This window comes from Brevundimonas sp. LM2, from assembly GCF_002002865.1.
In the GTDB taxonomy this organism is placed as follows: Bacteria; Pseudomonadota; Alphaproteobacteria; order Caulobacterales; family Caulobacteraceae; genus Brevundimonas.
Genome location: NZ_CP019508.1, coordinates 1811904 through 1832498, shown reverse-complemented (window position 1 = coordinate 1832498; position 20595 = coordinate 1811904). Strand labels below are relative to the sequence as shown.

The 20595-nt window shown below is 67.9% G+C and carries 21 protein-coding genes; 6 read left to right on the top strand and 15 right to left on the bottom strand.

Annotated elements, in window-relative coordinates:
- Positions 1-2: 2 nt before the first annotated feature.
- Both BZG35_RS08990 and BZG35_RS08985 read left to right on the top strand, forming a co-directional pair.
- On the top strand, positions 3-1604 hold the full coding sequence (locus tag BZG35_RS08990) for a DEAD/DEAH box helicase (RefSeq protein ID WP_077355344.1): 1602 nt from the start codon (positions 3-5) through the stop codon (positions 1602-1604).
- Between the two features lie 98 nt (positions 1605-1702).
- Complete coding sequence (locus BZG35_RS08985; protein WP_077355343.1) at positions 1703-2770, top strand: GGDEF domain-containing protein; 1068 nt, start codon at positions 1703-1705, stop codon at positions 2768-2770.
- 128 nt (positions 2771-2898) lie between these two features.
- Here BZG35_RS08985 and BZG35_RS08980 read toward each other — a convergent pair whose 3' ends face one another.
- Positions 2899-6120 carry an EAL domain-containing protein gene (locus BZG35_RS08980; RefSeq protein WP_077355342.1) on the bottom strand — a complete coding sequence of 1074 codons (3222 nt, stop codon included), beginning with the start codon at positions 6118-6120 and terminating at the stop codon, positions 2899-2901.
- Positions 6121-6396: 276 nt separating this feature from the next.
- Between BZG35_RS08980 and BZG35_RS08975 the strand changes: the two genes are divergently transcribed.
- The 3 genes from BZG35_RS08975 to BZG35_RS08965 are packed head-to-tail and all read left to right on the top strand — an operon-like array spanning position 6397 to position 8505.
- Positions 6397-6843: a PleD family two-component system response regulator gene (locus BZG35_RS08975; protein ID WP_077355341.1), complete on the top strand. Its 447-nt coding sequence runs from the start codon at positions 6397-6399 to the stop codon at positions 6841-6843.
- Positions 6844-6854: 11 nt separating this feature from the next.
- Positions 6855-8081, top strand: a complete 1227-nt coding sequence (locus BZG35_RS08970; RefSeq protein WP_171981921.1) for a TadE/TadG family type IV pilus assembly protein — start codon at positions 6855-6857, stop codon at positions 8079-8081.
- 16 nt (positions 8082-8097) lie between these two features.
- Positions 8098-8505, top strand: coding sequence for a hypothetical protein (locus BZG35_RS08965; protein WP_150125989.1), 408 nt, complete (start codon positions 8098-8100; stop codon positions 8503-8505).
- Here BZG35_RS08965 and BZG35_RS08960 read toward each other — a convergent pair.
- The 13 genes from BZG35_RS08960 to BZG35_RS08905 form a co-directional block, all read right to left on the bottom strand.
- A complete protein-coding gene (locus BZG35_RS08960; protein WP_077355338.1) occupies positions 8502-9305 on the bottom strand; it encodes a MetQ/NlpA family ABC transporter substrate-binding protein in 804 nt (267 codons plus the stop codon). The two genes, BZG35_RS08965 and BZG35_RS08960, sit on opposite strands and share 4 nt — an antisense overlap.
- Positions 9306-9329: 24 nt before the next feature.
- Positions 9330-9992, bottom strand: a complete 663-nt coding sequence (locus BZG35_RS08955) for a methionine ABC transporter permease (protein ID WP_077355337.1) — start codon at positions 9990-9992, stop codon at positions 9330-9332.
- Positions 9992-10987, bottom strand: coding sequence for a methionine ABC transporter ATP-binding protein (locus BZG35_RS08950; RefSeq protein ID WP_077355336.1), 996 nt, complete (start codon positions 10985-10987; stop codon positions 9992-9994). Before BZG35_RS08950 ends, BZG35_RS08955 begins: the two co-directional genes overlap by 1 nt.
- A complete protein-coding gene (locus BZG35_RS08945) occupies positions 10988-11386 on the bottom strand; it encodes an iron-sulfur cluster assembly accessory protein (protein WP_077355335.1) in 399 nt (132 codons plus the stop codon).
- Positions 11386-11790: an SUF system Fe-S cluster assembly protein gene (locus BZG35_RS08940; RefSeq protein WP_371454840.1), complete on the bottom strand. Its 405-nt coding sequence runs from the start codon at positions 11788-11790 to the stop codon at positions 11386-11388. Before BZG35_RS08940 ends, BZG35_RS08945 begins: the two co-directional genes overlap by 1 nt.
- 5 nt (positions 11791-11795) lie before the next feature.
- Complete coding sequence (locus tag BZG35_RS08935) at positions 11796-13037, bottom strand: aminotransferase class V-fold PLP-dependent enzyme (protein ID WP_077355333.1); 1242 nt, start codon at positions 13035-13037, stop codon at positions 11796-11798.
- Positions 13016-14029, bottom strand: coding sequence for a Fe-S cluster assembly protein SufD (sufD, locus tag BZG35_RS08930; protein ID WP_077355332.1), 1014 nt, complete (start codon positions 14027-14029; stop codon positions 13016-13018). The genes BZG35_RS08935 and sufD overlap by 22 nt, the downstream gene beginning before the upstream one ends.
- Positions 14026-14775, bottom strand: a complete 750-nt coding sequence (sufC, locus tag BZG35_RS08925) for a Fe-S cluster assembly ATPase SufC (protein WP_077355331.1) — start codon at positions 14773-14775, stop codon at positions 14026-14028. Before sufC ends, sufD begins: the two co-directional genes overlap by 4 nt.
- 5 nt (positions 14776-14780) lie before the next feature.
- Entirely contained in the window at positions 14781-15083 is a 303-nt protein-coding gene (locus BZG35_RS17630) for a type II toxin-antitoxin system RelE/ParE family toxin (protein ID WP_171981920.1), read from the bottom strand.
- Positions 15080-15550 carry a hypothetical protein gene (locus BZG35_RS08920; protein ID WP_077355330.1) on the bottom strand — a complete coding sequence of 157 codons (471 nt, stop codon included), beginning with the start codon at positions 15548-15550 and terminating at the stop codon, positions 15080-15082. Before BZG35_RS08920 ends, BZG35_RS17630 begins: the two co-directional genes overlap by 4 nt.
- Before the next feature lie 76 nt (positions 15551-15626).
- Entirely contained in the window at positions 15627-17093 is a 1467-nt protein-coding gene (sufB, locus tag BZG35_RS08915; protein WP_077355329.1) for a Fe-S cluster assembly protein SufB, read from the bottom strand.
- Between the two features lie 3 nt (positions 17094-17096).
- Complete coding sequence (locus BZG35_RS08910) at positions 17097-18236, bottom strand: cysteine desulfurase family protein (protein WP_077355328.1); 1140 nt, start codon at positions 18234-18236, stop codon at positions 17097-17099.
- Entirely contained in the window at positions 18233-18712 is a 480-nt protein-coding gene (locus BZG35_RS08905) for an Rrf2 family transcriptional regulator (RefSeq protein WP_077355327.1), read from the bottom strand. The genes BZG35_RS08910 and BZG35_RS08905 overlap by 4 nt, the downstream gene beginning before the upstream one ends.
- Before the next feature lie 158 nt (positions 18713-18870).
- Here BZG35_RS08905 and BZG35_RS08900 point away from each other — a divergent pair, with 158 nt between their 5' ends.
- Positions 18871-19521: an alpha/beta hydrolase gene (locus BZG35_RS08900; RefSeq protein ID WP_077355326.1), complete on the top strand. Its 651-nt coding sequence runs from the start codon at positions 18871-18873 to the stop codon at positions 19519-19521.
- 37 nt (positions 19522-19558) lie between these two features.
- On the opposite strand, the gene BZG35_RS08895 is transcribed toward BZG35_RS08900, so the two are convergent.
- Positions 19559-20551, bottom strand: coding sequence for a TerC family protein (locus BZG35_RS08895; RefSeq protein WP_150125987.1), 993 nt, complete (start codon positions 20549-20551; stop codon positions 19559-19561).
- Positions 20552-20595 lie beyond the last annotated feature (44 nt).

Genomic DNA, 20595 nt, shown 5'->3' with positions numbered 1-20595 from the left:
ATATGACCGAATTCTCCCAGCTGGGCCTTTCGCCCACGACCCTGCAAGCCGTCGCCGACACCGGCTATACGACCGCCACGCCGATCCAGGCCCAGGCCATTCCCGTGGCCCTCGCCGGCCGCGACGTGCTCGGCATCGCCCAGACCGGCACCGGCAAGACCGCCGCCTTCACCCTGCCCCTCGTCGAACTGCTGTCCAAGGGACGCGCCCGGGCCCGCATGCCCCGCGCCCTCGTCCTGGCCCCCACCCGCGAACTGGCCGACCAGGTGGCCATGTCGTTCGAGAAATACGCCAAGGGCACCAAGCTGAGCTGGGTGCTTCTGATCGGCGGTGTCTCCATGGGCGAGCAGGTCGCCGCTCTGAACAAGGGCGTCGACGTCCTGATCGCCACCCCCGGCCGGCTGCTGGACCTGTTCGAGCGCGGCAAGATGATGCTGAACGGCGTCGAGCTGATGGTGGTCGACGAGGCCGACCGCATGCTGGACATGGGCTTCATCCCCGATATCGAGCGCATCTTCAAACTGACCCCGCCCAAGCGTCAGACCCTGTTCTTCTCGGCCACCATGCCGCCCGAGATCACGCGCCTGACCAGCCAGTTCCTCAAGGATCCGACCCGCATCGAGGCCTCGCGCCCGGCCATGACGGCCGAGACCATCACCCAGTATCTGGTCCGCATCCCGTCCAACGATCCCAAGGCCAAGCGCGCCGCGCTGCGTGCCCTGATGGAACGCGCCGACGTCCGCAACGGCATCGTCTTCTGCAATCGCAAGTCCGAGGTCGATGTCGTCGCCAAGTCGCTGAAACAGCACGGCTTCGATGCGGCCCCGATCCACGGTGACCTCGACCAGTCGCTGCGCACCAAGACGCTGGCCGACTTCCGCTCGGGCGCGCTGAAGATCCTGGTGGCTTCCGACGTCGCCGCGCGGGGCCTCGACATTCCGGACGTCAGCCACGTGTTCAACTACGACGTCTCGCACCACGCCGACGACTATGTGCACCGCATCGGTCGGACCGGCCGCGCCGGCAAGCTGGGCCAGGCCTTCATGATCGTCACCCCGTCCGACGACAAGTCGCTGGATAAGGTCATGAAGCTCATCAAGATGAGCCCCGAGGAACTGGTCCTCGACATCGACTGGTCGAATCTGGGCGGTGCCGCCCCGCGTCGCAGCGAGGCGCGACCCGAGGCCCGGCCCGAGGCTCGCCCTGCGCGAGCCAGAGGCCGTTCGGCAAGCCCCGCGGCCGCCTCCGCCGCGGAGCAGCCTGCCGAGGCGGTCGCGGCTCCGGTCTCTGCCGTGGCTGCGGCCGATGAGGCCCCGGCGCGCCGCACGCGCAGCCGCCGTTCCACCAAGGCCGTGACGACGACGGCGAGCGACACCCCGGCCATCGTTCCCGCCCCCCCGCCAGCCCCTGCGGCGGCACCGTCACCGGTGATCGCCGAACCTGCGGTCGAATCGCGACCGACCGCCGCCGAGCCGCGCCTGCGTCAGGCCGATCGGCGTCCCGGCGGACGCGCGGACCACGATCCCGCGCCCGCGCGCGAAGGGGTCGGTTTCGGCGGCGACGTCCCCGCCTTCCTGCGCCGATCGGTCTCTCTCAAGGGTTGATTCTGCAGGACGGAATCGCCTTTTTTCGGGCCGTTAAACCGGTGTTACGGTTCGGTCGCTAACGTCCCCCTGGTCCGAAGAATGCGGTGCGGGAAGTCATGTCGAAACAGGTTCAGACCACGTTGCGCGGCCCCGAGGCCTTCGTGCTGGTCCGACGCGCGGTCGACGAGATGGAACGCCTCGGCGTCTGGCCGACGCCGCTGAATTTCGAACTGTGGCTCCACTGGCTGGGCGACCCCGAAGGTCCGCTGGGTCAGGAGATGACCCGACTGCTCGGCGACGGCAGTCCCTTCACGGAAGAGACCGCCGAGATGCTGGCGGCCGAGTATCTGCCGCGCGGCCGGCTGTCCGAAGAGATCCGCGACGCCGGTGCCGTGCTGAACCGCGAACTGTCGACCGTGTCCGAGGCCATCGCCCAGGCCCAGCGGTCGCAGGCCGCCTATGGCGAGACCCTCGCCGGGGCCTCGGCCCATTTCGAGCAATCCACCGAACAGTCGGCCGAGCCCAAGGCGCTGCTCGGCGTCGTCACCACCCTCAGCAAGGCCACCACCCAGGTCCGGGCCGAGAACGCCACGCTCGAGAAACGTCTGGCCACCTCGACCAAGGAGGTCGCCCGGCTGCGCGAACACCTGGAGCAGGTGCGCCGCGACGCCATGACCGACGCCCTCACCAACCTCGGCAACCGCAAGGCCTTCGACGAGGAACTGCTGCGGGCCTGCGACGAGGCCGAGAAGAAGCGTCGCCCGATGAGCCTGGCCGTGCTCGACATCGACCACTTCAAACGCTTCAACGACACCTGGGGCCACCAGACCGGCGACCAGGTGCTGCGCTACGTCGCCAGCGTCATCGGCCGGGTCTCCAAGGCTCCGCGCGTCGCCGCCCGCTACGGCGGCGAAGAGTTCGCCATCATCTTCCCGTCGGAGAGCGCCTCGCTGGTCGAGGTGGCCCTGAACCAGATCCGGGAGGAGATCGGCAGCCGCGCCCTGCGCCGTCGGTCGACCAACGATGAACTGGGAGCCGTGACCATCTCGGCCGGCCTGGCCCAGCGCCGACCGGGCGAGTCCGGATCCTCCCTGCTCGATCGCGCCGACGAGGCCCTGTATGCCTCCAAGCGGACCGGACGGAACAAGGTCACCAACGCCGAGCGCCTCGAAATCGCGGCCTGACCGCAGCGACCGGGCAGAAACGCCTTCGCGTCTGCCCGGTCGGCGAACCTCGAGTCCTGTGAGGCTGGCGGCGACCTCGCAGCGGGCGTCCGTGGTGATCCGCCGCTAGAACCCGGACAGCGACCGCGTCACGCGGCCTTCTGATGTATGCGCTGCAGCGCCTCGATGTCCATCGGCCGATGGAAGTGGAACCCCTGCATGTAGTGGACGCCGGCGACGCGCAGGAAGTCGGCCTGACGAACCGTCTCGATGCCTTCGCACACCACCTTCATGCCGAGCGCGCGCCCGACCCCGATGACGGCATGGATGATCGCCGCCGACGCGGTGTCGTCGCTGCAGCGATCGACGAAGCTGCGGTCGATCTTCAGGGTGGTGAACTTCAGCTCGCGCAGGGCGTGCAGGCTGGTGAACCCGGCCCCGAAATCGTCCAGGGCGACACCGAAGCCGTGACCGCGCAGGGCGTCGATGGTGCGGCCGGCCGCCGCGACGTCCAGCATCGCGGTCTCCGTGACCTCGATCTCGAGCCGGCTGGCGGGATAGTCGGCCTTGGCCACGGCCGCGAGAAGGCGATCGACGAAATCGGCCTTGCGAAACTCGGAGGCCGAGGCGTTGACCGACACGATGAGGTCGCCGTCCTTCATCTCGGCCAGCGCCGTCGCCAGGACGAAATCGGTCAGCACCTCGATGCCCGATGCCGCCTCCAAAGCCGGAATGAAGATGTCCGGCCCGATGCGGCCCTCGATCGGATCGGTCCAGCGGACCAGGGCCTCGACCTTGCCGGCCGGGGCACCCAGCCGATCCACCAAAGGCTGATAGACCAGATTGAGATGACCGGCGGCGATGGCGGCCCTGACGCGCTCGACGATGGTCATCGGCGGCGCGGACGGTTCCGCCGGGGCCAGGTCTTCCGCCATGCGCGAGATCGTCCGGTTCACCAACTCGCCCAGGGACAACAGGGCGGTCGGTGAAGGGCGCTCGCCCGCCCTAGCGGCCGTTTCCAGAGCGGACGCCGCCCGCGCGACGGCGGCGGCCCCCAGGCTCAGGCTCATGGACTTGAGGGCGTGCGCGGCGCGGGCCAGCGCGTCCAGATCCGCGTCCTGGATCGCCTGGACCGCCTCGCTCAGTCGCAGGGGCGCGTTCTCGGCATACAGGGCTTGAACGCGTTCGACGAAGGCCCGCCTGCCGTCGGCGACCATGGCCAGGAGATCGCCCCGGATGACGGGATCGAACAGGTCGTCGTCCTGCGGCCCCGTCACAGCCCGCGCCTCGACCACCGCACCGCGCGCACCGATGCGGGCGAAGGCCCCGCAATGACGGTCGAGGGCTCGCACCAGATCCGCGATCACGAAGGGCTTGTGGATGACGCCATCCATGCCGCACGCGCGCCAGGCGTCGGCGCCGGAGCCGACGACATGGGCGGTCAGGGCGATGACGGTGGCGCGCGGTCGTCCGGTCTCGGCCTCCTCGGCGCGGATCTGGCGCGTGGCGTCGAACCCGTCGAGCCCCGGCATGGACCCGTCCATCAGCACCAGGTCGAAAGCCTTGAGCCTCAGGGCCGCGACGGCCTCCAGTCCATCCGCCGCCATCTCGACATCGACACCCAGCCGCGCCAGGGCCTCGCCGGCGACCTCGCGGTTGACCTCGGAGTCGTCGACGACCAGAACGCGCGCGCCGGGAAAGGTGGTGCCCTCCGCCGCGGTCGCCACGGCATGGGCGAGGTGCGGCTGTCGGCCTTCGGCCATCTGGCCAAGGACCGCGACAAGGTCCGCGCGTCTCAGAGGCGCCACGACAGCACAGCTGTCCGGTCGGCCGGCCAGGACCATCGTCGCCTCCGCTTCGTCGCGGCATAGAACGACATGCGGTCCGCCCCCCTCTTCAGCCGGACCGACGATGGACCCGCGTCCTGTCTCCGCCACCGACAGGCCGAAGGCCTCCAGATAGGCGCGGACCGATCGGAGGGTCTGGGGCCCCAGCCCCGCCAGACGCACGCTCCAGGGTTCGGGGAACATGGGGGCCTCGCGCTCGTCGGCGACGCGCGTCAAGGGCGCGTCGAAGGCGAAGACCGACCCCACCCCCACCACGGATGAAAGTTGCCAGACCCCGCCCATGGACCGGACGAGCCGATCGCAGATGGCCAGGCCGAGGCCGGTGCCGCCGTATCGGCGGCTGGTGCTCTGGTCCGCCTGGGAGAAGGCGTCGAACAGACGCGGAAGCGTGTCCTCCGGTATGCCGGGGCCCGTGTCCTCAATCGCGATCCGCACGCCGCCGTCGCGCGCATGGATGGCGATCAGAACGCCTCCGTGCTCGGTGAACTTGATAGCGTTGTTGACCAGATTGCCGATGACCTGCCGCAACCGCACCGGATCGGCCAGGACGGCTCCGATCGCGGGGTCGACGAAGACCGCCAGGTCCAGCCCCTTCGAGGCGGCCTTTTCCGAGAACAGGCTGGCGACGTCCTCCGCCACCTCCGTGAGGTCCACCTCCACGGTCTCCAGCTCCATCTTGCCGGCCTCGACCTTGGAGAAGTCGAGGATGTCGTTGATGATGCTGAGCAGGGAATGACCCGACTTGGCGATGACGCTGGCATAGCGTTGCTGCCGCGCCGGGAGGTCGGAGCCGGCCAGCATCTCGCTGAGCGCGAGAATGCCGTTCAGCGGTGTGCGGATCTCGTGGCTCATGACCGCCAGGAAGTCGGACTTGGCCGCATTGGCCTGGTCAGCGGCGTCGCGCGCGACCACCAGGTCAGCGGTGCGGGTCTCGACCTCGGCCTCCAGTCCCTCGACGTGCGCCGAGATACGGGCGTCCCGCTCGCGGATGCCAGCCAGCAGGGCGTCGAACCCCTCGACCAGATCGGCGACCTCGCCTTCGGCCTGGATCGGCGCGGGGGCGGTGTAGTCGTGGGTCTCGTGAACCTGTCGGACCAGAGACGCCAGCTGGACGACCGGCTGACTGATCCGGCGCGCCATCCGGGTCGCCACCAGCAGGCCGGCGAAAACGGCGACCACGGCCCCCACCAGCGAGGTGAGCACCGTGGCGAGGACGCGCGAACGCAGTTCGGGCGTGCGGCTGAACAGGGTGATGGATCCTACGGCGCGGCCTTCGGCCAGGACCGGCGCGCTGACCTGGATGGAGCCCGTCGTCAGGGCCGACCAGAGGGACATGCGGCCGTCGCCCGAAATGGCGGCATCCCGCAGCAACCGCGCCCCGCCGCCGGTCTCCGCCAGCAGCCCCGCCGATGATTCAAGCCGGGCATAGCTGATGTCCGGCATCTGGCTGACCGAGCGGATCGCGGTGAAGGCCGCCGCCCGGTCCCCCTGCGCCACGGCCTGGGCCGCCAGCGACCCGATCACGCGAGCCGTCTGTGTCAGACGCTGGGTTTCCAGTGAAGCTTGACGGTTAAGCTCGACCCAGGTGGAGAATAGCGATGTTACGACAAATGAAGCGAACAGGGACGTGAGGACCAGCGTCGCAAGCTTCCACGCAATGCCACGTCTAGTCTTGAGTCTGCCATCGTACATATTGCTAAGCTTCTCGTTTATAGCTCCACTATACCCAAAGTTAATGACCTGACCCTTAAGGCTTGGGTACTGATCGGAATTGCGGCCGGAACGCGCCGGAGTGTGAGTATGTCGAGTTTCTTCTACGTCCTGGACGAACCGGCCCGGCTCCTGTTCGTCGACGATGACCCCATCCTGCGCGAGTTCGCTCAGGTGAACCTGGCGACGGAGACCGCGCGGGTGGATGTGGCCGAGGACGGCTTGGGCGCCCTGGAAGCGCTCGCCCGCGACTCCTACGACCTGCTGCTCGTCGACCTGGAGATGCCTCGGCTGGACGGCTACGGCCTGCTGGAACGGTTGCGCAGCGATCCGGCGACCGCCCACCTGCCGGTGATCGTGGAGACCGGCCGCGAGGACGTCGAGGCGATTGACCGGGCCTACCGCGCCGGGGCCACCGCTTTCGTGACGAAGCCCCTGAACTGGCGGCTCCTGTCCTATCAGATCAAATTCACCCTGCGGGCCGCTCGCGCCGAGGCCGACCTTCGTCTGCAGTTCACCGGGCCGCGGGCCGCATGATTGTGCGAGGGTTGACCGCGCTGGCCCGCAGGCTGTCGCGCGACGAGCGGGGGCAGGTCGCCCTGATCTTTGCCCTGGCGCTTCCGGCAATGGCTTTGCTGGTGGCCGGCAGCGTGGACCTGATGCACGTCAACGCCGCGCGCGAACGGATCCAGGACATCGCCGATTCCGCCGCCCTGGCGGGGGCCACCGAACTCAGCCTGGCGATCAGCGACGACGCCGCCGTCTCCCGGGCCCATGCCTTTGTGGACGGCCATGTCGCGGACTGGGATCGCGCACCGACCGTCACCAGCGACATCGGCGTCATCACCCGTCAGGGCCAGCGAATCCTTCAGGTGCGCCTGGACGCCCATTCCCCATCCTTCTTCCACAACCTGCTTCCGCCCGGCGGTTGGAAATACAACGCCCTGTCCCAGGCGGTATCGGTCGGCGTCATGCCGCTGTGCGTCCTGATCACCGGAACCACCAAGGACAAGGTCCTGAACGTCAAGGACGCGGGTCAGCTTCAGGCTCCCGCCTGCCTCATCCATTCGAACCGCGACATCCTCGTCGAGGGCGGTCGCATCGCGGCCGCGGCGGTTCAGGCCGTCACCTCCGCCCGAGGCATGATCAGTCCGGTGGCGGGGACAGGCGCAGCGCGGATGGACGATCCTTTCGCATCCCTCCCCCTGAATCAGGCGCGTAACTGCCTCAATGGGTCAAGGCCGGTCGACAAGAAGACCGGTCCGCACGCGCTGCCGCCGGGCGTCTATTGCGGTGGCATCAAGATACACGGCGACGCCGTCTTGACCCTCAGTAAGGGCGAATACTGGTTCTTGGGCGGTCATCTCGAGATCACTGAGAATGCCAAGCTGGTCGGCAACGACGTCGTCCTGTTCTTCGACAAGGACTCCAAGTTCGAATTCAAGGACCGCGCCCGGGTCGATCTGGATGGACGGAAGACCGGCCCCTACGCCGGCATGGTCATGATCGCGATGCGTAACAATACCCAGGATTTCATCATCACCAGCGACAATGTCGATCGCCTGCTCGGCGTCATCTACGTCCCCGAGGCGACCATGATCGTCGAGGGCAAGGAGGATGTCGCCCGCGACAGCGCCTGGACAGTCATCGTCGCCCGGATGCTGCAGCTCAAGGGCTCGCCGTCTCTGATCATCAACGCCAACTACGCCGCCAGCGACGTGCCCGTCCCCAATGGGGTCGGACCACGCGCAGGTGGCGCGCAGCTGGTCCAATAGGGTGGGAGCCCAGTCCGTGTCCTTGCAAACAGAGACTGTCCAACAGACGACCCCGATCCTGGACGCGCCCGAGGATCGGCGCGCCAGTCCCCGACGTCGGGGACGGGAGCGGCGCAAGGGGGGGCGTATCAACCGCCAGGCCCCGCGCCGCTCGATCCTGCAGGCGGCGGGGCTCAGCGCGATCAGTGCCTCGAGCGGCGTGGCCGCCAGCATCTTCCTGGCGGGTGAACTGGTGCTGGACGCCACGCCCTGGCTGCCCCTCGGCCTGGCCTTGACCGTGCTCGGTTTCGCCGTGCTGGCCTATATGATCGGCTGTATCGAGCAGCGGCTGATCGAGATCCGGCTGGAACTTATGATGGTCAACGGCGGGGCCCGTCAGGCCGATCGTCGAACGGACGACCGGCGCGCCTCAGCCGACGGCTAGGCGGCTGGAACGACCGCGCCGTCGTATTTCCGGGCGATGAAGTCCTTGACCGCCTGGCTGCGCAGCGCCCGGGCCAGGGCCTGGACGCGGGGGTCGTTCTGGTTGTCGGGACGCGCCACCAGATAGTTGACATAGGGGCTGTCGCCGCCCTCCAGCGCCAGGGCGTCGGTCTTCGGCTTCAGGCCGGCGTCCAGCGCGTAGTTGGTGTTGATGACGGCCAGATCGACCTGGTCCAGCACCCGCGGCAGGGTCGCCGCCTCGATCTCGCGGAAGCGCAGCGCCTTGGGATTGCCCGTCACGTCCCGCACCGTCTGCAGCGGATTGGCCGGGTCGCGCAGGGTGATCAGCCCAGCCGACTGCAGCAGCAGCAGGGATCGCCCGGTGTTCGACGCGTCGTTGGGCAGGGCCACGTCCGCCCCGTTCGGCACGTCGGCGAGCGCGCGGTGCTTGCGCGAATAGGCCCCGAGCGGCTCGACATGGACCCCGGCGACGGTGATCAGGGTCGCGCCACGCGCGACGTTGAACTCGTCCAGATAGGGCTTGGTCTGGAAATAGTTGGCGTCGATCCGCTGCTCGGCCAGCTGGGTGTTGGGCTGAACGTAGTCGTTGAACACCTTGATTTCGATCGGGAAGCCTTCGGCCGCCAAGGCGGGCTTGAGGAACTCCAGGATCTCCGCGTGCGGCACCGCCGTCGCGCCCACGATCAGAGGCGCGGCCCCATCGGCGGCCGTCTCCGCCGGTTGCCCGCAGGCGGTCAGCATCAGGGCGGCGGCGGCCAGGATCAGTGAGCGTCGAAGCATGGGAGGGTCCGTCTCAGGAGAAGGTCAGCGGTGCGAGACCCTAGCGACCAGACGGTCGCCGATCATCTGCAGAATTTGTACCAGCAGCAGCAGCAGAACTACGGTCACCACCATCACATCGGTCTGGAACCGTTGATAGCCGAAGCGGATGGCCAGGTCGCCCAGGCCCCCGGCCCCGACCACGCCCGCCATGGCGGTGTAGCTGACCAGGGCGATGGCCGTGACCGTGGCTCCCGCGATGATGCCGGGCATGGCCTCGGGCAGCAGGGCGCGGGTCACGATCTGGAAGGTCGAGCCGCCCATGGCCTGTGTCGCCTCGACCACCCCCTTGTCGACCTCGCGCAACGCCGTCTCGACCAGGCGCGCATAGAAGGGCGCGGCCCCGACGACCAGCGGCGGAATGGCCCCGGCCACGCCCAGCGAGGTTCCCACCAGGATCACCGTCACCGGCAGCATCACGATCAGCAGGATGATGAAGGGCACGGACCGCAGGATGTTGACCACCAGCGACAGCACGCCGTTCAGCACCGGATTGGCGGCCAGCCGGCCCTTGCCGGACAGGTACAGCAGCACCCCCAGGGGAATGCCGAACACCACGGTCAGGGCCATCGACCCCAGCAGCATCAGCATCGTGTCGCGCGTCGCCCGCCCGATCTCCGGCCAGTCAATGTTGACGAAGAACTCCATCACAGCGTCTCCACCACGACGCCGCGCGCGGACAGCTGGGCCACCGCGGCCTCGGCGTCGCCGCCGGTGAAGGCGACCACCATCTGGCCATAGGGTTCGCCCCGGATGCGGCTGATCCGCCCCGACAGGATCGAATAGTCCACGCCGGCCGACCGGGCCACGCGGCTCAGCTCCGGCTCATAGGTGGAGGCACCCCGGAAGGTCAGCTTGGCCAGGTGCCCGCCCGCGGGCACCACCGAGGCGTCGAAGGTCTCGCCGCCCTCGCCTTCGGCCAGCATGGCCCGGGTCACCGGCGATTGCGGATGCAGGAAGACATCGGCCGTGGCCCCCTCCTCCACCAGCCGCCCGTCCTTCAGCACCGCCACCCGATCGCAGACGCGGCGCACCACCTCCATCTGATGGGTGATCAGGACGATGGTCAGGCCCAGGTCGCGGTTCAGCCCGTCCAGCAGGCTCAGGATCTCGTCGGTGGTCTCGGGGTCCAGGGCGCTGGTGGCCTCATCGCACAGCAGGACCTCGGGGCCGCAGGCCAGGGCCCGGGCGATGCCGACCCTCTGCTTCTGGCCGCCCGACAGCTGCGCCGGATGCTTGCTCGCATGCTCGGCCAGACCCAGCTGGTCCAGCAGTTCGGCCGTCCGCCGCGTGATCTCCGCCTCCGGCCGGCCCTCCAGCCGCAGCGGAAAGGCGACGTTCTGGGCGATGGTCTTGGCGTTCAGCAGGTTGAAATGCTGGAAGATCATGCCGATCCGCCGGCGCGCGGCGCGCAGCTCGGCGGGCTTCAGCGCCGTGATCTCCTGATCGCCGACGAAGACCTTGCCCGCGTCCGGAGTCTCCAGCCGGTTGATGGTGCGGATCAGCGTCGACTTGCCCGCGCCCGAGCGCCCGACCACGCCGAACACCTGACCGCGCGCGACGGTCAGATCGACGGCGTCGAGCGCCACGCGTTCGCCCGCGGCGCTCCGATAGCGCTTGGTGACCCCTTCCAGCCGGATCATTCAGTCGGCCTCGCGGGCTTTCGCGGGGATGATGGTGACGCTCTCGCCACAGCCGCAGGCGTCGGTCTGGTTCGGATTGCGGAACACGAACTTGGACGACAGTTTCGACGTCTCGTAATCGACCTCGGACCCGATCAGGAACAGGATCGCCTTGGGGTCGATCAGGATGGTGACGCCCTTGTCCTCGACCACCTCGTCCAACGGCGCGATCGCCTCGGCATAGGCGAAGGTGTACTCCTGGCCCGCGCAGCCGCCGTTCTTCACCCCGACGCGCAGGGCGACGTAGGGCTTTTCCGCATTGGCCATGATCTCGCGCACCCGCTCGGCGGCGGCGTCCGTCAGGGTCACGGCCTTGGGGCGCGGACGGCGGGGACGGGCTGTGGTCTGGAGATCGGTCATCAGAACATGTTCAAGGCCATCTTGGCCTCGTCGCTCATCTTGGAGGGATCCCACGGCGGGTCGAACACCAGGTTGGCGCGGGCCGACTTGATGCCCGGCACGGTCATCACCGCATCCTCGATCCAGCCCGGCATCTCGCCGGCCACCGGACAGCCGGGCGCGGTCAGGGTCATGTCGATCAGCACGTCCTTGTCGTCCGAAAGATCGACCTTGTAGATCAGACCCAGTTCATAGACGTCGACCGGGATTTCCGGGTCGAACACGGTCTTCAGCGCCGCGATCAGGTCCTCGGTCAGCTTGTCCAGCTCGGCCTGCGGCAGGGCGGCCGTCTCCGGCTCCGCCCAGGTCTCGGCGAAGGTCGCGCTGTTGCTGATCGTGGCGTCGTCGCCGGCTGGGTTGACCATCTCGCTCATACAAAGAACTCCCGCGCCCTGATCAGCGCGTCCACAAAGGCATCGGCATCCTCGGTGGTGTTATATAGGGCGAAGCTGGCCCGCGCGCTCGAACTGATGCCAAATCGCTTCGACAAAGGCTCGGCGCAGTGCAGCCCGGCCCGCACGGCGACGCCGTACCGGTCCAGGATCTGGGCCACGTCGTGGGCATGGGCTCCTTCAACCGTAAAGGTCAGGATCGCCCCCTTGCCAGGGGCCTCGCCGATGATCCGCAGCCAGTCGTGGCCGGCCAGACGCTCGACGACATGATCGTACAGCGCCCGCTCATGCGCCGCGACCGCCTCACGGTCGAAGCGCATGAACCACTCCAGCGCCGCGCCCAGGCCGATGGCCTCCAGGATCGGCGGCGTGCCCGCCTCGAACCGATGCGGGATGTCGGCATAGGTCACCGCATCCTCGGTCACCGTGGCGATCATCTCGCCCCCGCCCTGATACGGCGGCAGGGCCTCAAGGGCCGCCCGCTTGCCATACAGGCCGCCGATGCCGGTCGGGCCATACAGCTTGTGGCCGGTGAAGACGTAGAAGTCGCAGTCCAGCGCCTGGACATCGGGGCTGCAGTGGACCGCCCCCTGACAGCCGTCGACCAGCAGCAGCGCCCCGGCCGCATGGGCCAGGTCGGCCACGGCCTTCACGTCGTTCACCGTGCCCAGAACGTTCGACATATGGGTCACGGCAACCAGCCTGGTCCTCGGTCCGATCAGCCCGGCGAGTGCCGCCATGTCCAGCGAGCCGTCATCCGCCACCTGGGCCCATCTCAGCACGATGCCCAGCCGGTCGCGCAGCATCGACCAGGGCACGATGTTGGCGTGGTGCTCCATCTGGGTCGTGACGATCTCGTCGCCGGGCTTCAGGCTCTGCGCCAGCCCCGCCGCCACCAGGTTGAAGGCCTCGGTCCCGCCCTTGGTCCAGACGATCTGGTCGGGGCTCTCGGCGTTCAGGAAGCGGGCCACGGTCTCGCGCGCCGCTTCGAAGGCCTCGGTCGTCTCATTGGCCAGGGTGTGGAGACCACGGTGGACGTTGGCGTAGGAGCCCTCCATCGCGCCCGTGATCGCGTCGATCACCGCCCGCGGCTTCTGCGCCGAGGCGGCCGAGTCCAGATAGGCCAGCGGCTTGCCGTTCACCGTCCGCGACAGGATCGGGAACTGGGCCCGGGCGGCATCGGGGTCGAAGCGAGTGATCAGAGCCGTGCCGTCAGCCATGACCGGACCTCCTCTCTCGCGCCCTCATGGACGATGCGATCGACGACCTCGAACAGGAAGGCCTGGGTCAGGAGCGCGCGCGCCTCGTCCGCCGGCAGGCCGCGCGCCTGCAGGTAGAACAGGGCGTCCTCGTCCAGATTGCCGACGGTGTTGCCATGCGCGCACTGCACGTCGTCGGCATAGATCTCCAGCTCGGGCTTGGCGTCCACCTCGGCCCGCTCGCCCAGGATCAGGGCGTGGTGACCCATACGGGCGTCGGTGCCGTCGGCTCCCCGCTCAACGACGATCTTGCCTTGGAACACGCCGCGCGCCGTGTCGCGCACCACGCCCTTGGTCAGCTGGGAGGTGACGCCGTTCAGCCCGCCGTGTCGGACCACGCTGGTCAGGTCGGCATGGCGCTCGCCGGACAGGGCATAGAGGCCGTCCAGGGTGATCTCCGTCCCCTCGCCGCCGTGGGCCAGATGGGTCTCCTGCCGTTGCAGCCGCGCGCCACTGGTGATGGCGGTGTGGCGGTACACCGCGCCCGGGGCCGTCTTCACATTGGTCACCGCCACCGAGATGGCGTCCGCCGGCTCGTCGACCAGCACCACTCGTGTCACCTCCGCCCCGGCCGGAATGTCCAGTTCGAGCCGATAGTTGGCGACATAGGCTGCGCCCGCGCCTTCATGGCTTTCCAGCAGCGTCAGGCGCGCGCCCGGCCGGACCGCGATCCGAACCGCCGCGCTGTGCCCCGTGCCGGTCGCGTCCGAGACGAACCGCAGCCGCAGCGTCTGCTCGCCCGAGGCCACGAAGGCGTCGGCCCCGACCGCCCGGCCATTGGCGAAGGCCAGCTCCTCGCCACCCAAGGCCGCGAACGGCCCACCCGGGGCGATCGTGACGGGCGGCGACGGCGGCGGCGTCTCGCGCAGCACCCGGGCCAGGTCGGTGTATTTCCACGCTTCGACCCGCCGCGACGGGAAGGTGGACGGGTCGCGCAGGTCCAGCGCCGTCATGCAGCCTGCGGCAGGTATTTGTCGTACCCTTCCGCCTCCAGCTGGTGCGCCAGTTCCGGCCCGCCCGAGGCCACGATCCGGCCCGCGGCCAGCACATGCACCCGGTCGGGTTTGATATAGTCCAGCAGCCGCTGGTAGTGGGTGATCACCAGCATGGCCCGGTCGCGGCGGCGCAGGGCGTTGACCCCCTCGGACACGATGCGCAGGGCGTCGATGTCGAGGCCGGAATCGGTCTCGTCGAGGATCAGCAGCGACGGCTCCAGCAGGGCCATCTGCAGGATCTCCATCCGCTTCTTCTCGCCGCCGGAAAAGCCGACATTCAGCGGCCGCTTCAGCATCTCGAAATCCATCTTCAGCGCCGCCGACGCCGCCCGGACCAGCTTCAGGAAGGCGGGGGCCGAGACCTCCTCCTCGCCCCGCGCCCGCTTCTGCGCGTTCAGCGCCGTGCGCACGAAGGTCAGGGCCGGGACGCCCGGGATCTCGATCGGATACTGGAACGACAGGAACACGCCCTTCGCCGCCCGCGCGGCGGGGTCGAGATCGAGCAGGTCCTGCCCGTTCCAAGACAACGCGCCTTCGGTCGCCTCATAGCCGGGCCGTCCCGACATGGCATAGCCCAGCGTCGACTTGCCGGCCCCGTTCGGCCCCATGATGGCGTGCACCTCGCCCGCCGGAACGTCGAGCGTCAGCCCTTTGAGGATCGGCTTGTCGCCGATGGTGACGTGGAGATTGGAGATGGAGAGCATAGGTTTCATTCAAATGGAGGAGGCAAGGCGTTGAGGTCCTGACGCATATCGTAAAAGGCAACGACCGAGATGCGGTCCGGCAAAATCTTGAAGACGATGATCTTCTTCCAGCGTCGCAGGGAAAATTCCCGAAAGCCGGCCCAACGCACTGATGGCCGTCCCGGCGTCATCACATAGGTTAGCTGCCGACTGACCGACCTAATCTCGAGGCTCGCGCGTTTGGAAGCCTGCGGATTTTGGTCGTTCAGATAGTCGAGATACAGCTCGGCGGAGCGCCGGGCGGCCGCAGTCCATCTGACTGCTCTCACCCGTATCTGGTCTGCCAGTGGGCAAACACCTCCTCCTGATTAATCTCGTTGCCGCTTTCCATGTCGGCGATCCCGGCGGCCATCAAAGCCTTGGCGTCCTCTTCGACAACGAACATATCGACGGCATAGTTCGACAGCTCGGCGTAGGCCTTGATGGCCGCCTCGATGATCTGCCGCCCGGTCTGATCCGGGTACCGCTCCTTCAGCTTGTCGAAGACTTCCTCATTGCTAAAGGTCTCACCGCGCTCGATCTGGGCTAGGCTTTCCTCGATCTGCGCAACCTGTTCAGGCGTGAACGGCTCTGCCGTCATCGAGTCCTGCTGGCTCAACTCCCATTCCGTGAAGCCGACCATCAGGTCGGACAGTGATATGCCGCGTTCGTTCGCTGCGGTCCTGAACCGCTGCGCAAGGTTGTGATCGACCTCGATCGTCAGGTGCTCGGTCTGTGGCTGGGGCAATGCGCTCATAGCGATCTCCTCGGATCAGCATACCATACCTGACCCCTGCCTGCTCCGTTTGGCCCCGCGAAGGCGTGCCCCTTGCTCACCCCACACTCCCCTCGAGCGAGATCGCCACCAGCTTCTGGGCCTCGACGGCGAACTCCATCGGCAGCTTCTGCATCACGTCGCGGACGAAGCCGTTGACCAGCAGGGCCACCGCCTCCTCCTGCGACAGGCCGCGCTGCTGGGCATAGAACAACTGGTCGTCGCTCAACCGCGTGGTCGTCGCCTCGTGCTCCAGCTGGGCCGAGCCGTTGCGGGCCTCGATATAGGGCACGGTGTGGGAGCCGCAGTCGACGCCGATCAGCAGACTGTCGCACTGGGTGAAGTTGCGCACGCCCGTCGCCTTCGGGTGCACCGAGACCAGGCCGCGATAGGTCGAGTCCGACTTGCCCGCCGACACCGCCTTGGCGATGATCCGGCTCTTCGAGTTCTTGCCCAGGTGAATCATCTTGGTGCCGGTGTCGGCCTGCTGATGTCCGTTGGTGATGGCGATCGAATAGAACTCGCCCGAGCTCTCCTCGCCACGCAGGACGCAGGACGGGTATTTCCAGGTCACGGCCGAGCCGGTCTCGACCTGGGTCCAGCTGACCTTCGACCGATCACCCCGGCAGTCGGCGCGCTTGGTGACGAAGTTGTAGATGCCGCCCTTGCCCTCGGCGTCGCCTGGGTACCAGTTCTGGACCGTCGAATATTTGATCTCGGCGTCGTCCAGCGCGACCAGTTCGACCACCGCCGCATGCAGCTGGTTCTCGTCGCGCATCGGGGCCGTGCAGCCTTCGAGGTAGCTGACGTAGCTGCCCTTGTCGGCGATGATCAGGGTGCGTTCGAACTGTCCGGTTTGGCTGGCGTTGATGCGGAAATAGGTCGACAGCTCCATCGGGCAGCGCACGCCCGGCGGGATGTAGACGAACGACCCGTCCGAAAAGACCGCGCTGTTCAGGGCCGCGAAATAGTTGTCCGAAACCGGCACGACCGACCCCAGATACTGCCGCACCAGATCCGGATATTCGCGCAAGGCCTCGGAAATGGGCATGAAAATGACGCCGACCTTGGCCAGCTCGGCCTTGAAGGTCGTGACCACGCTGACGCTGTCGAACACCGCGTCCACGGCGTAGCGGGGTGCGCCCTCGACGCCGGCCAGCACCGCCTGCTCGCCCAGCGGGATGCCCAGCTTGGCGTAGATGGCCAGGATCTCCGGATCGACCTCGTCCAGCGACTTGGGCCCATCCTTCTTCTTCGGAGCGGCGTAGTAGAACAGCGACTGATAATCGACCGGCTCGTATTTCACCGAGGCCCAGGTCGGCTCTTCCATGGCGAGCCAGCGCTCATAGGCGGCCAGACGCCATTCCAGCATCCACTCCGGCTCGCCCTTCTTCTCGGAAATGAAGCGGACGATGTCGGCGCTCAGACCGCGCGGGGCGTATTCGGTCTCGATGTCCGAGGTGAAGCCGTGCTCGTACTTCTCCAGCGCGGCGACGGCGTCGATGGTTTCCTGAACGGCGGCCATGGCTTAGGCGGTTTCCTTAAGGCGCGCGGACTGGCGCGCGCGATGCTTTACATATGAGGACGCCCAGGCCGCGGCGAAGCGCGACCAATCGTCTTGCGTCGTCCCCCAGCCACCCGAGGCGCGCAGCCCCCCGGTGGCCAGATCCATCCGGCCGGTCGCCAGAATGGCGCGCGACGGCTTGGTCTTGCCCGAACTGCAGGCCGACCCGCCCGAGACCATGACCCCGGCCAGGTCCAGGCTGATCAGCTGGGTCGGGCTGTCCCAGTCGGCCACGGCGATGAAGGACGTATTGGGCAGACGTTCGGCCCCCTGCCCCATCACCGTCGCCCCGGCGGCCGTCAGCACGACCTCGGCCGCGTCGCGCCACGGCTCATGCGCCGACGCCAGCGTCAGGTCGCGCGCGGCACAGTCGGCCGCCACGCCGAAGCCATGGATGCCGGGGACGTTCTCGGTCCCGGCCCGCATGCCGCGCTCCTGCCCGGCCCCGCGGATGATCTGCACCGCCGAGCGGCCTTCGCCGAGCACGAGGGCCCCCACCCCCTGCGGCCCGCCCAGCTTGTGTGCCGACAGGGTCAGACTATCGGCCTTCAAGGCGGCCATGGAGACCGGGATCTTGCCCGCCGACTGGATGGCGTCGACATGCAGCCAGCCGCCGGCCGCGCGCACCAGGGCGGCGGCCTCGCGGATCGGCTGGATCACGCCGCTCTCATTGTTGGCGTGGTGGATGGCCACCACGGCCTTGCCTGGCTGCCGCAGCAGTTCCGACAGCTTGCCAAGCTCGATCACCCCCCGCGCATCGACCGGCAGGACCTTGACGGACTTGCCCGAGGCCATCGCCGCCTCGGCCACGCAGGGGTGTTCAGTGGCGCAGACGATCAGCCGCTCGAACCCGGCCGCCAGGGCGCTGGCCAGGGCCTGGGCGTTGGCCTCCGTCCCGCCGGACGAGAAGACCACCGAGGCGCTGTCGGCCCCGACCAGATCGGCCACCCGCGCCCGCGCCGTCTCGACCCGCGCCCGTGCCCGCCGCCCGGCCGCGTGCACGGCCGAGGGATTGCCGTTGTCGGCCAGAGCCTCAGCCATTGCCGCCTGCACCTCGGGTCGCACCAGGGCGGAGGCGTTGTAGTCCAGATAGATCCCGCTCATGCCGCCACCCCGATGCCGGCCCGGGTGTCCGGCCCGCCGCGCCGACCGGTCCGGTTCAGGATCACGTCCTCCAGCGACACGCTGGCCAGATAGCGATGGATCTCGTCGCCCAGATCCTCCCACAGATTGTGGGTGATGCATTTCTCGCCGGCCAGCATGCAGCCCCGCGGCGTGCCGTGCGCCTCGCACCGGGTGGCGCGGATCGGCTCGTCGACGGCCAGGACGATTTCCGACACCACGGTCTCGCCGGCGGACTTGGCCAGCCGATAGCCGCCGCCCGGCCCCCGCACGCTGCGCACCAGCCCGCCCTTGCGCAGACGCGCGAACAGCTGTTCCAGGTAACTCAATGAAATCTCTTGCCGCGTGGCGATCTCGGCCAGGGACACGGCGCGGCCGGACGCGCCTTCGCCCTGGCTGTTGCGGGCCAGATCGGCCATCGCCATCACGGCGTATCGTCCCTTGGTCGACAGTCGCATCGTCGTCCTCAAAAATCGCGGGCTTTTGCGGGGTCCTGTGCTATGACCCGCCGCTTCGCGAAGCGGCCGAACGCAGGAGTGGACTTAGAAAGTCCTACCCCAGCGGTCAAGTATTAGGGGCCGTGGCGTAATGACAGTTGAACGGATTCCAGAGCCCCATGCCTGAAGTCATCCTGCCCGGCGCCTCCGGCCGCATCGAAGGCCGCTATTCGCCCGGCAAACGGGCCAATGCCCCGATCGCCCTGATCCTGCATCCCCACCCCAAGGCGGGCGGGCATATGAACAACCCGGTCGCGGTCACCCTGCACCAGCTGTTCCAGCAGCGCGGATTCGCCACCCTGCGCTACAACTCGCGCGGCGTCGGCAAATCTCAGGGCGAGTTCGACAGCGGCATCGGCGAGCTGGCCGACGCGGCCACGGCCCTGGACTGGCTGCAGTCCAACAACCCCGCCGCCACCCAGACCTGGGTCGCCGGCTATCAGTTCGGGGCCTATATCGGCATGCAGCTGCTGATGCGCCGGCCCGAGACGGACGGCTTCATCTCGGTCTCGCCCCCGTCCAACATGTACGACTTCAGCTTCCTGGCCCCCTGCCCGGCCTCGGGCCTGTTCCTGCACGGCACCGCCGACACCGTGGTCCCGCCGGTCGAGGTCGAGCGCGTGGTCAACAAGCTGCGCACCCAGAAGGGCATCGTCATCGACTATGAGCTGGAAGAAGGCGCCAGCCACTTCTGGCAGGACCATATCGACGCCGTCGACCGCCGCGTCGGCCTGTATCTGGACAAGCGCCTGGAAGCCGAACCGGCCTGAACGGACCCGGCCTGATCGGCCGGGCCCGCACCCCCGACTAGGACAGGGTCGGATCGCCGCCGTTTGACCGGGTCTTCCACAGCGACCACAGCACGCCGGTCGACAGGATCACGGCCGTGATCGCGAGCGACCATTCCGCCGGGAACTTCTCCCAGCCCAGAAGGTCGGCCACGAAGATCTTGCCGCCGATGAAGACCAGCAGCACCGCCAGCGCCTGTTTCAGATAGGCGAAGCGGTGGATGACGGCCGCGAGGGCGAAATACAGCGCCCGCAGGCCCAGGATCGCGAAGATGTTCGAGGTGTAGACGATGTACGGGTCCGTCGTGATGGCGAAGATCGCCGGCACCGAGTCGACCGCGAAGATCACGTCGGCGATCTCGATCATCACCAGCGCCAGGAACATCGGCGTGGCCCACAGGACCATTCGGCCTTTGGAGTCGGGCTGGCGCACGAAGAATTTCTGACCGTGCAGCGTGTCGGTGATGCGCAGATGACCACGCATCCACCGCACCAGCGGGTTCGCCCCCACGTCGGCGTGACCTTCGCCGGCCAGGAACATCTTGATGCCGGTGAAGACCAGGAAGGCGGCGAAGATATAGAGGACCCAGCCGTACTGGCTGACCAGGGCCGCGCCCGCGCCGATCATGAGGGCCCGCAGGACGATGACGCCCAGGATGCCCCAGAACAGCACCCGGTGCTGAAGCGCGCGCGGGATGGCGAAATAGCCGAAGATCATGGCGATGACAAAGACGTTGTCCATCGCCAGCGACTTCTCGATCGCAAAGCCGGTCAGATACTCGAGGCCGGACTGGCCGCCCAGCTCCCACCAGACCCACGCGCCGAACAGCAGCGCGATGGCGATATACATGCCCGAAAGAAGCAGGCTCTCTCGCACGCCGATCTCGTGCTGGTCTCGATGCAGGACGCCCAGGTCCAGCGCGAGCAGCGCGACGACCACGCCCATGAAGGCCAGCCACATCCAGGCCGGCTTGCCCAGCCAGTCGGCCAGAAAGACAGTCATAAGGTCCATTGGACTCCCCATGTTCAGGGAGCGACCACGGCGCGCATCAGGGA

What these genes read in the sequence shown, in the direction of transcription:
- BZG35_RS08990 (WP_077355344.1), top strand. Translation starts at nt 3, where the DNA reads ATGACCGAATTCTCCCAGCTGGGCCTTTCGCCCACGACCCTGCAAGCC.
- BZG35_RS08985 (WP_077355343.1), top strand. Translation starts at nt 1,703, where the DNA reads ATGTCGAAACAGGTTCAGACCACGTTGCGCGGCCCCGAGGCCTTCGTG.
- BZG35_RS08975 (WP_077355341.1), top strand. Translation starts at nt 6,397, where the DNA reads ATGTCGAGTTTCTTCTACGTCCTGGACGAACCGGCCCGGCTCCTGTTC.
- BZG35_RS08960 (WP_077355338.1), bottom strand. Translation starts at nt 9,305, where the DNA reads ATGCTTCGACGCTCACTGATCCTGGCCGCCGCCGCCCTGATGCTGACC.
- BZG35_RS08955 (WP_077355337.1), bottom strand. Translation starts at nt 9,992, where the DNA reads ATGGAGTTCTTCGTCAACATTGACTGGCCGGAGATCGGGCGGGCGACG.
- BZG35_RS08950 (WP_077355336.1), bottom strand. Translation starts at nt 10,987, where the DNA reads ATGATCCGGCTGGAAGGGGTCACCAAGCGCTATCGGAGCGCCGCGGGC.
- BZG35_RS08945 (WP_077355335.1), bottom strand. Translation starts at nt 11,386, where the DNA reads ATGACCGATCTCCAGACCACAGCCCGTCCCCGCCGTCCGCGCCCCAAG.
- BZG35_RS08940 (WP_371454840.1), bottom strand. Translation starts at nt 11,790, where the DNA reads ATGGTCAACCCAGCCGGCGACGACGCCACGATCAGCAACAGCGCGACC.
- BZG35_RS08935 (WP_077355333.1), bottom strand. Translation starts at nt 13,037, where the DNA reads ATGGCTGACGGCACGGCTCTGATCACTCGCTTCGACCCCGATGCCGCC.
- sufD (WP_077355332.1), bottom strand. Translation starts at nt 14,029, where the DNA reads ATGACGGCGCTGGACCTGCGCGACCCGTCCACCTTCCCGTCGCGGCGG.
- sufC (WP_077355331.1), bottom strand. Translation starts at nt 14,775, where the DNA reads ATGCTCTCCATCTCCAATCTCCACGTCACCATCGGCGACAAGCCGATC.
- BZG35_RS08920 (WP_077355330.1), bottom strand. Translation starts at nt 15,550, where the DNA reads ATGAGCGCATTGCCCCAGCCACAGACCGAGCACCTGACGATCGAGGTC.
- sufB (WP_077355329.1), bottom strand. Translation starts at nt 17,093, where the DNA reads ATGGCCGCCGTTCAGGAAACCATCGACGCCGTCGCCGCGCTGGAGAAG.
- BZG35_RS08910 (WP_077355328.1), bottom strand. Translation starts at nt 18,236, where the DNA reads ATGAGCGGGATCTATCTGGACTACAACGCCTCCGCCCTGGTGCGACCC.
- BZG35_RS08905 (WP_077355327.1), bottom strand. Translation starts at nt 18,712, where the DNA reads ATGCGACTGTCGACCAAGGGACGATACGCCGTGATGGCGATGGCCGAT.
- BZG35_RS08900 (WP_077355326.1), top strand. Translation starts at nt 18,871, where the DNA reads ATGCCTGAAGTCATCCTGCCCGGCGCCTCCGGCCGCATCGAAGGCCGC.
- BZG35_RS08895 (WP_150125987.1), bottom strand. Translation starts at nt 20,551, where the DNA reads ATGGACCTTATGACTGTCTTTCTGGCCGACTGGCTGGGCAAGCCGGCC.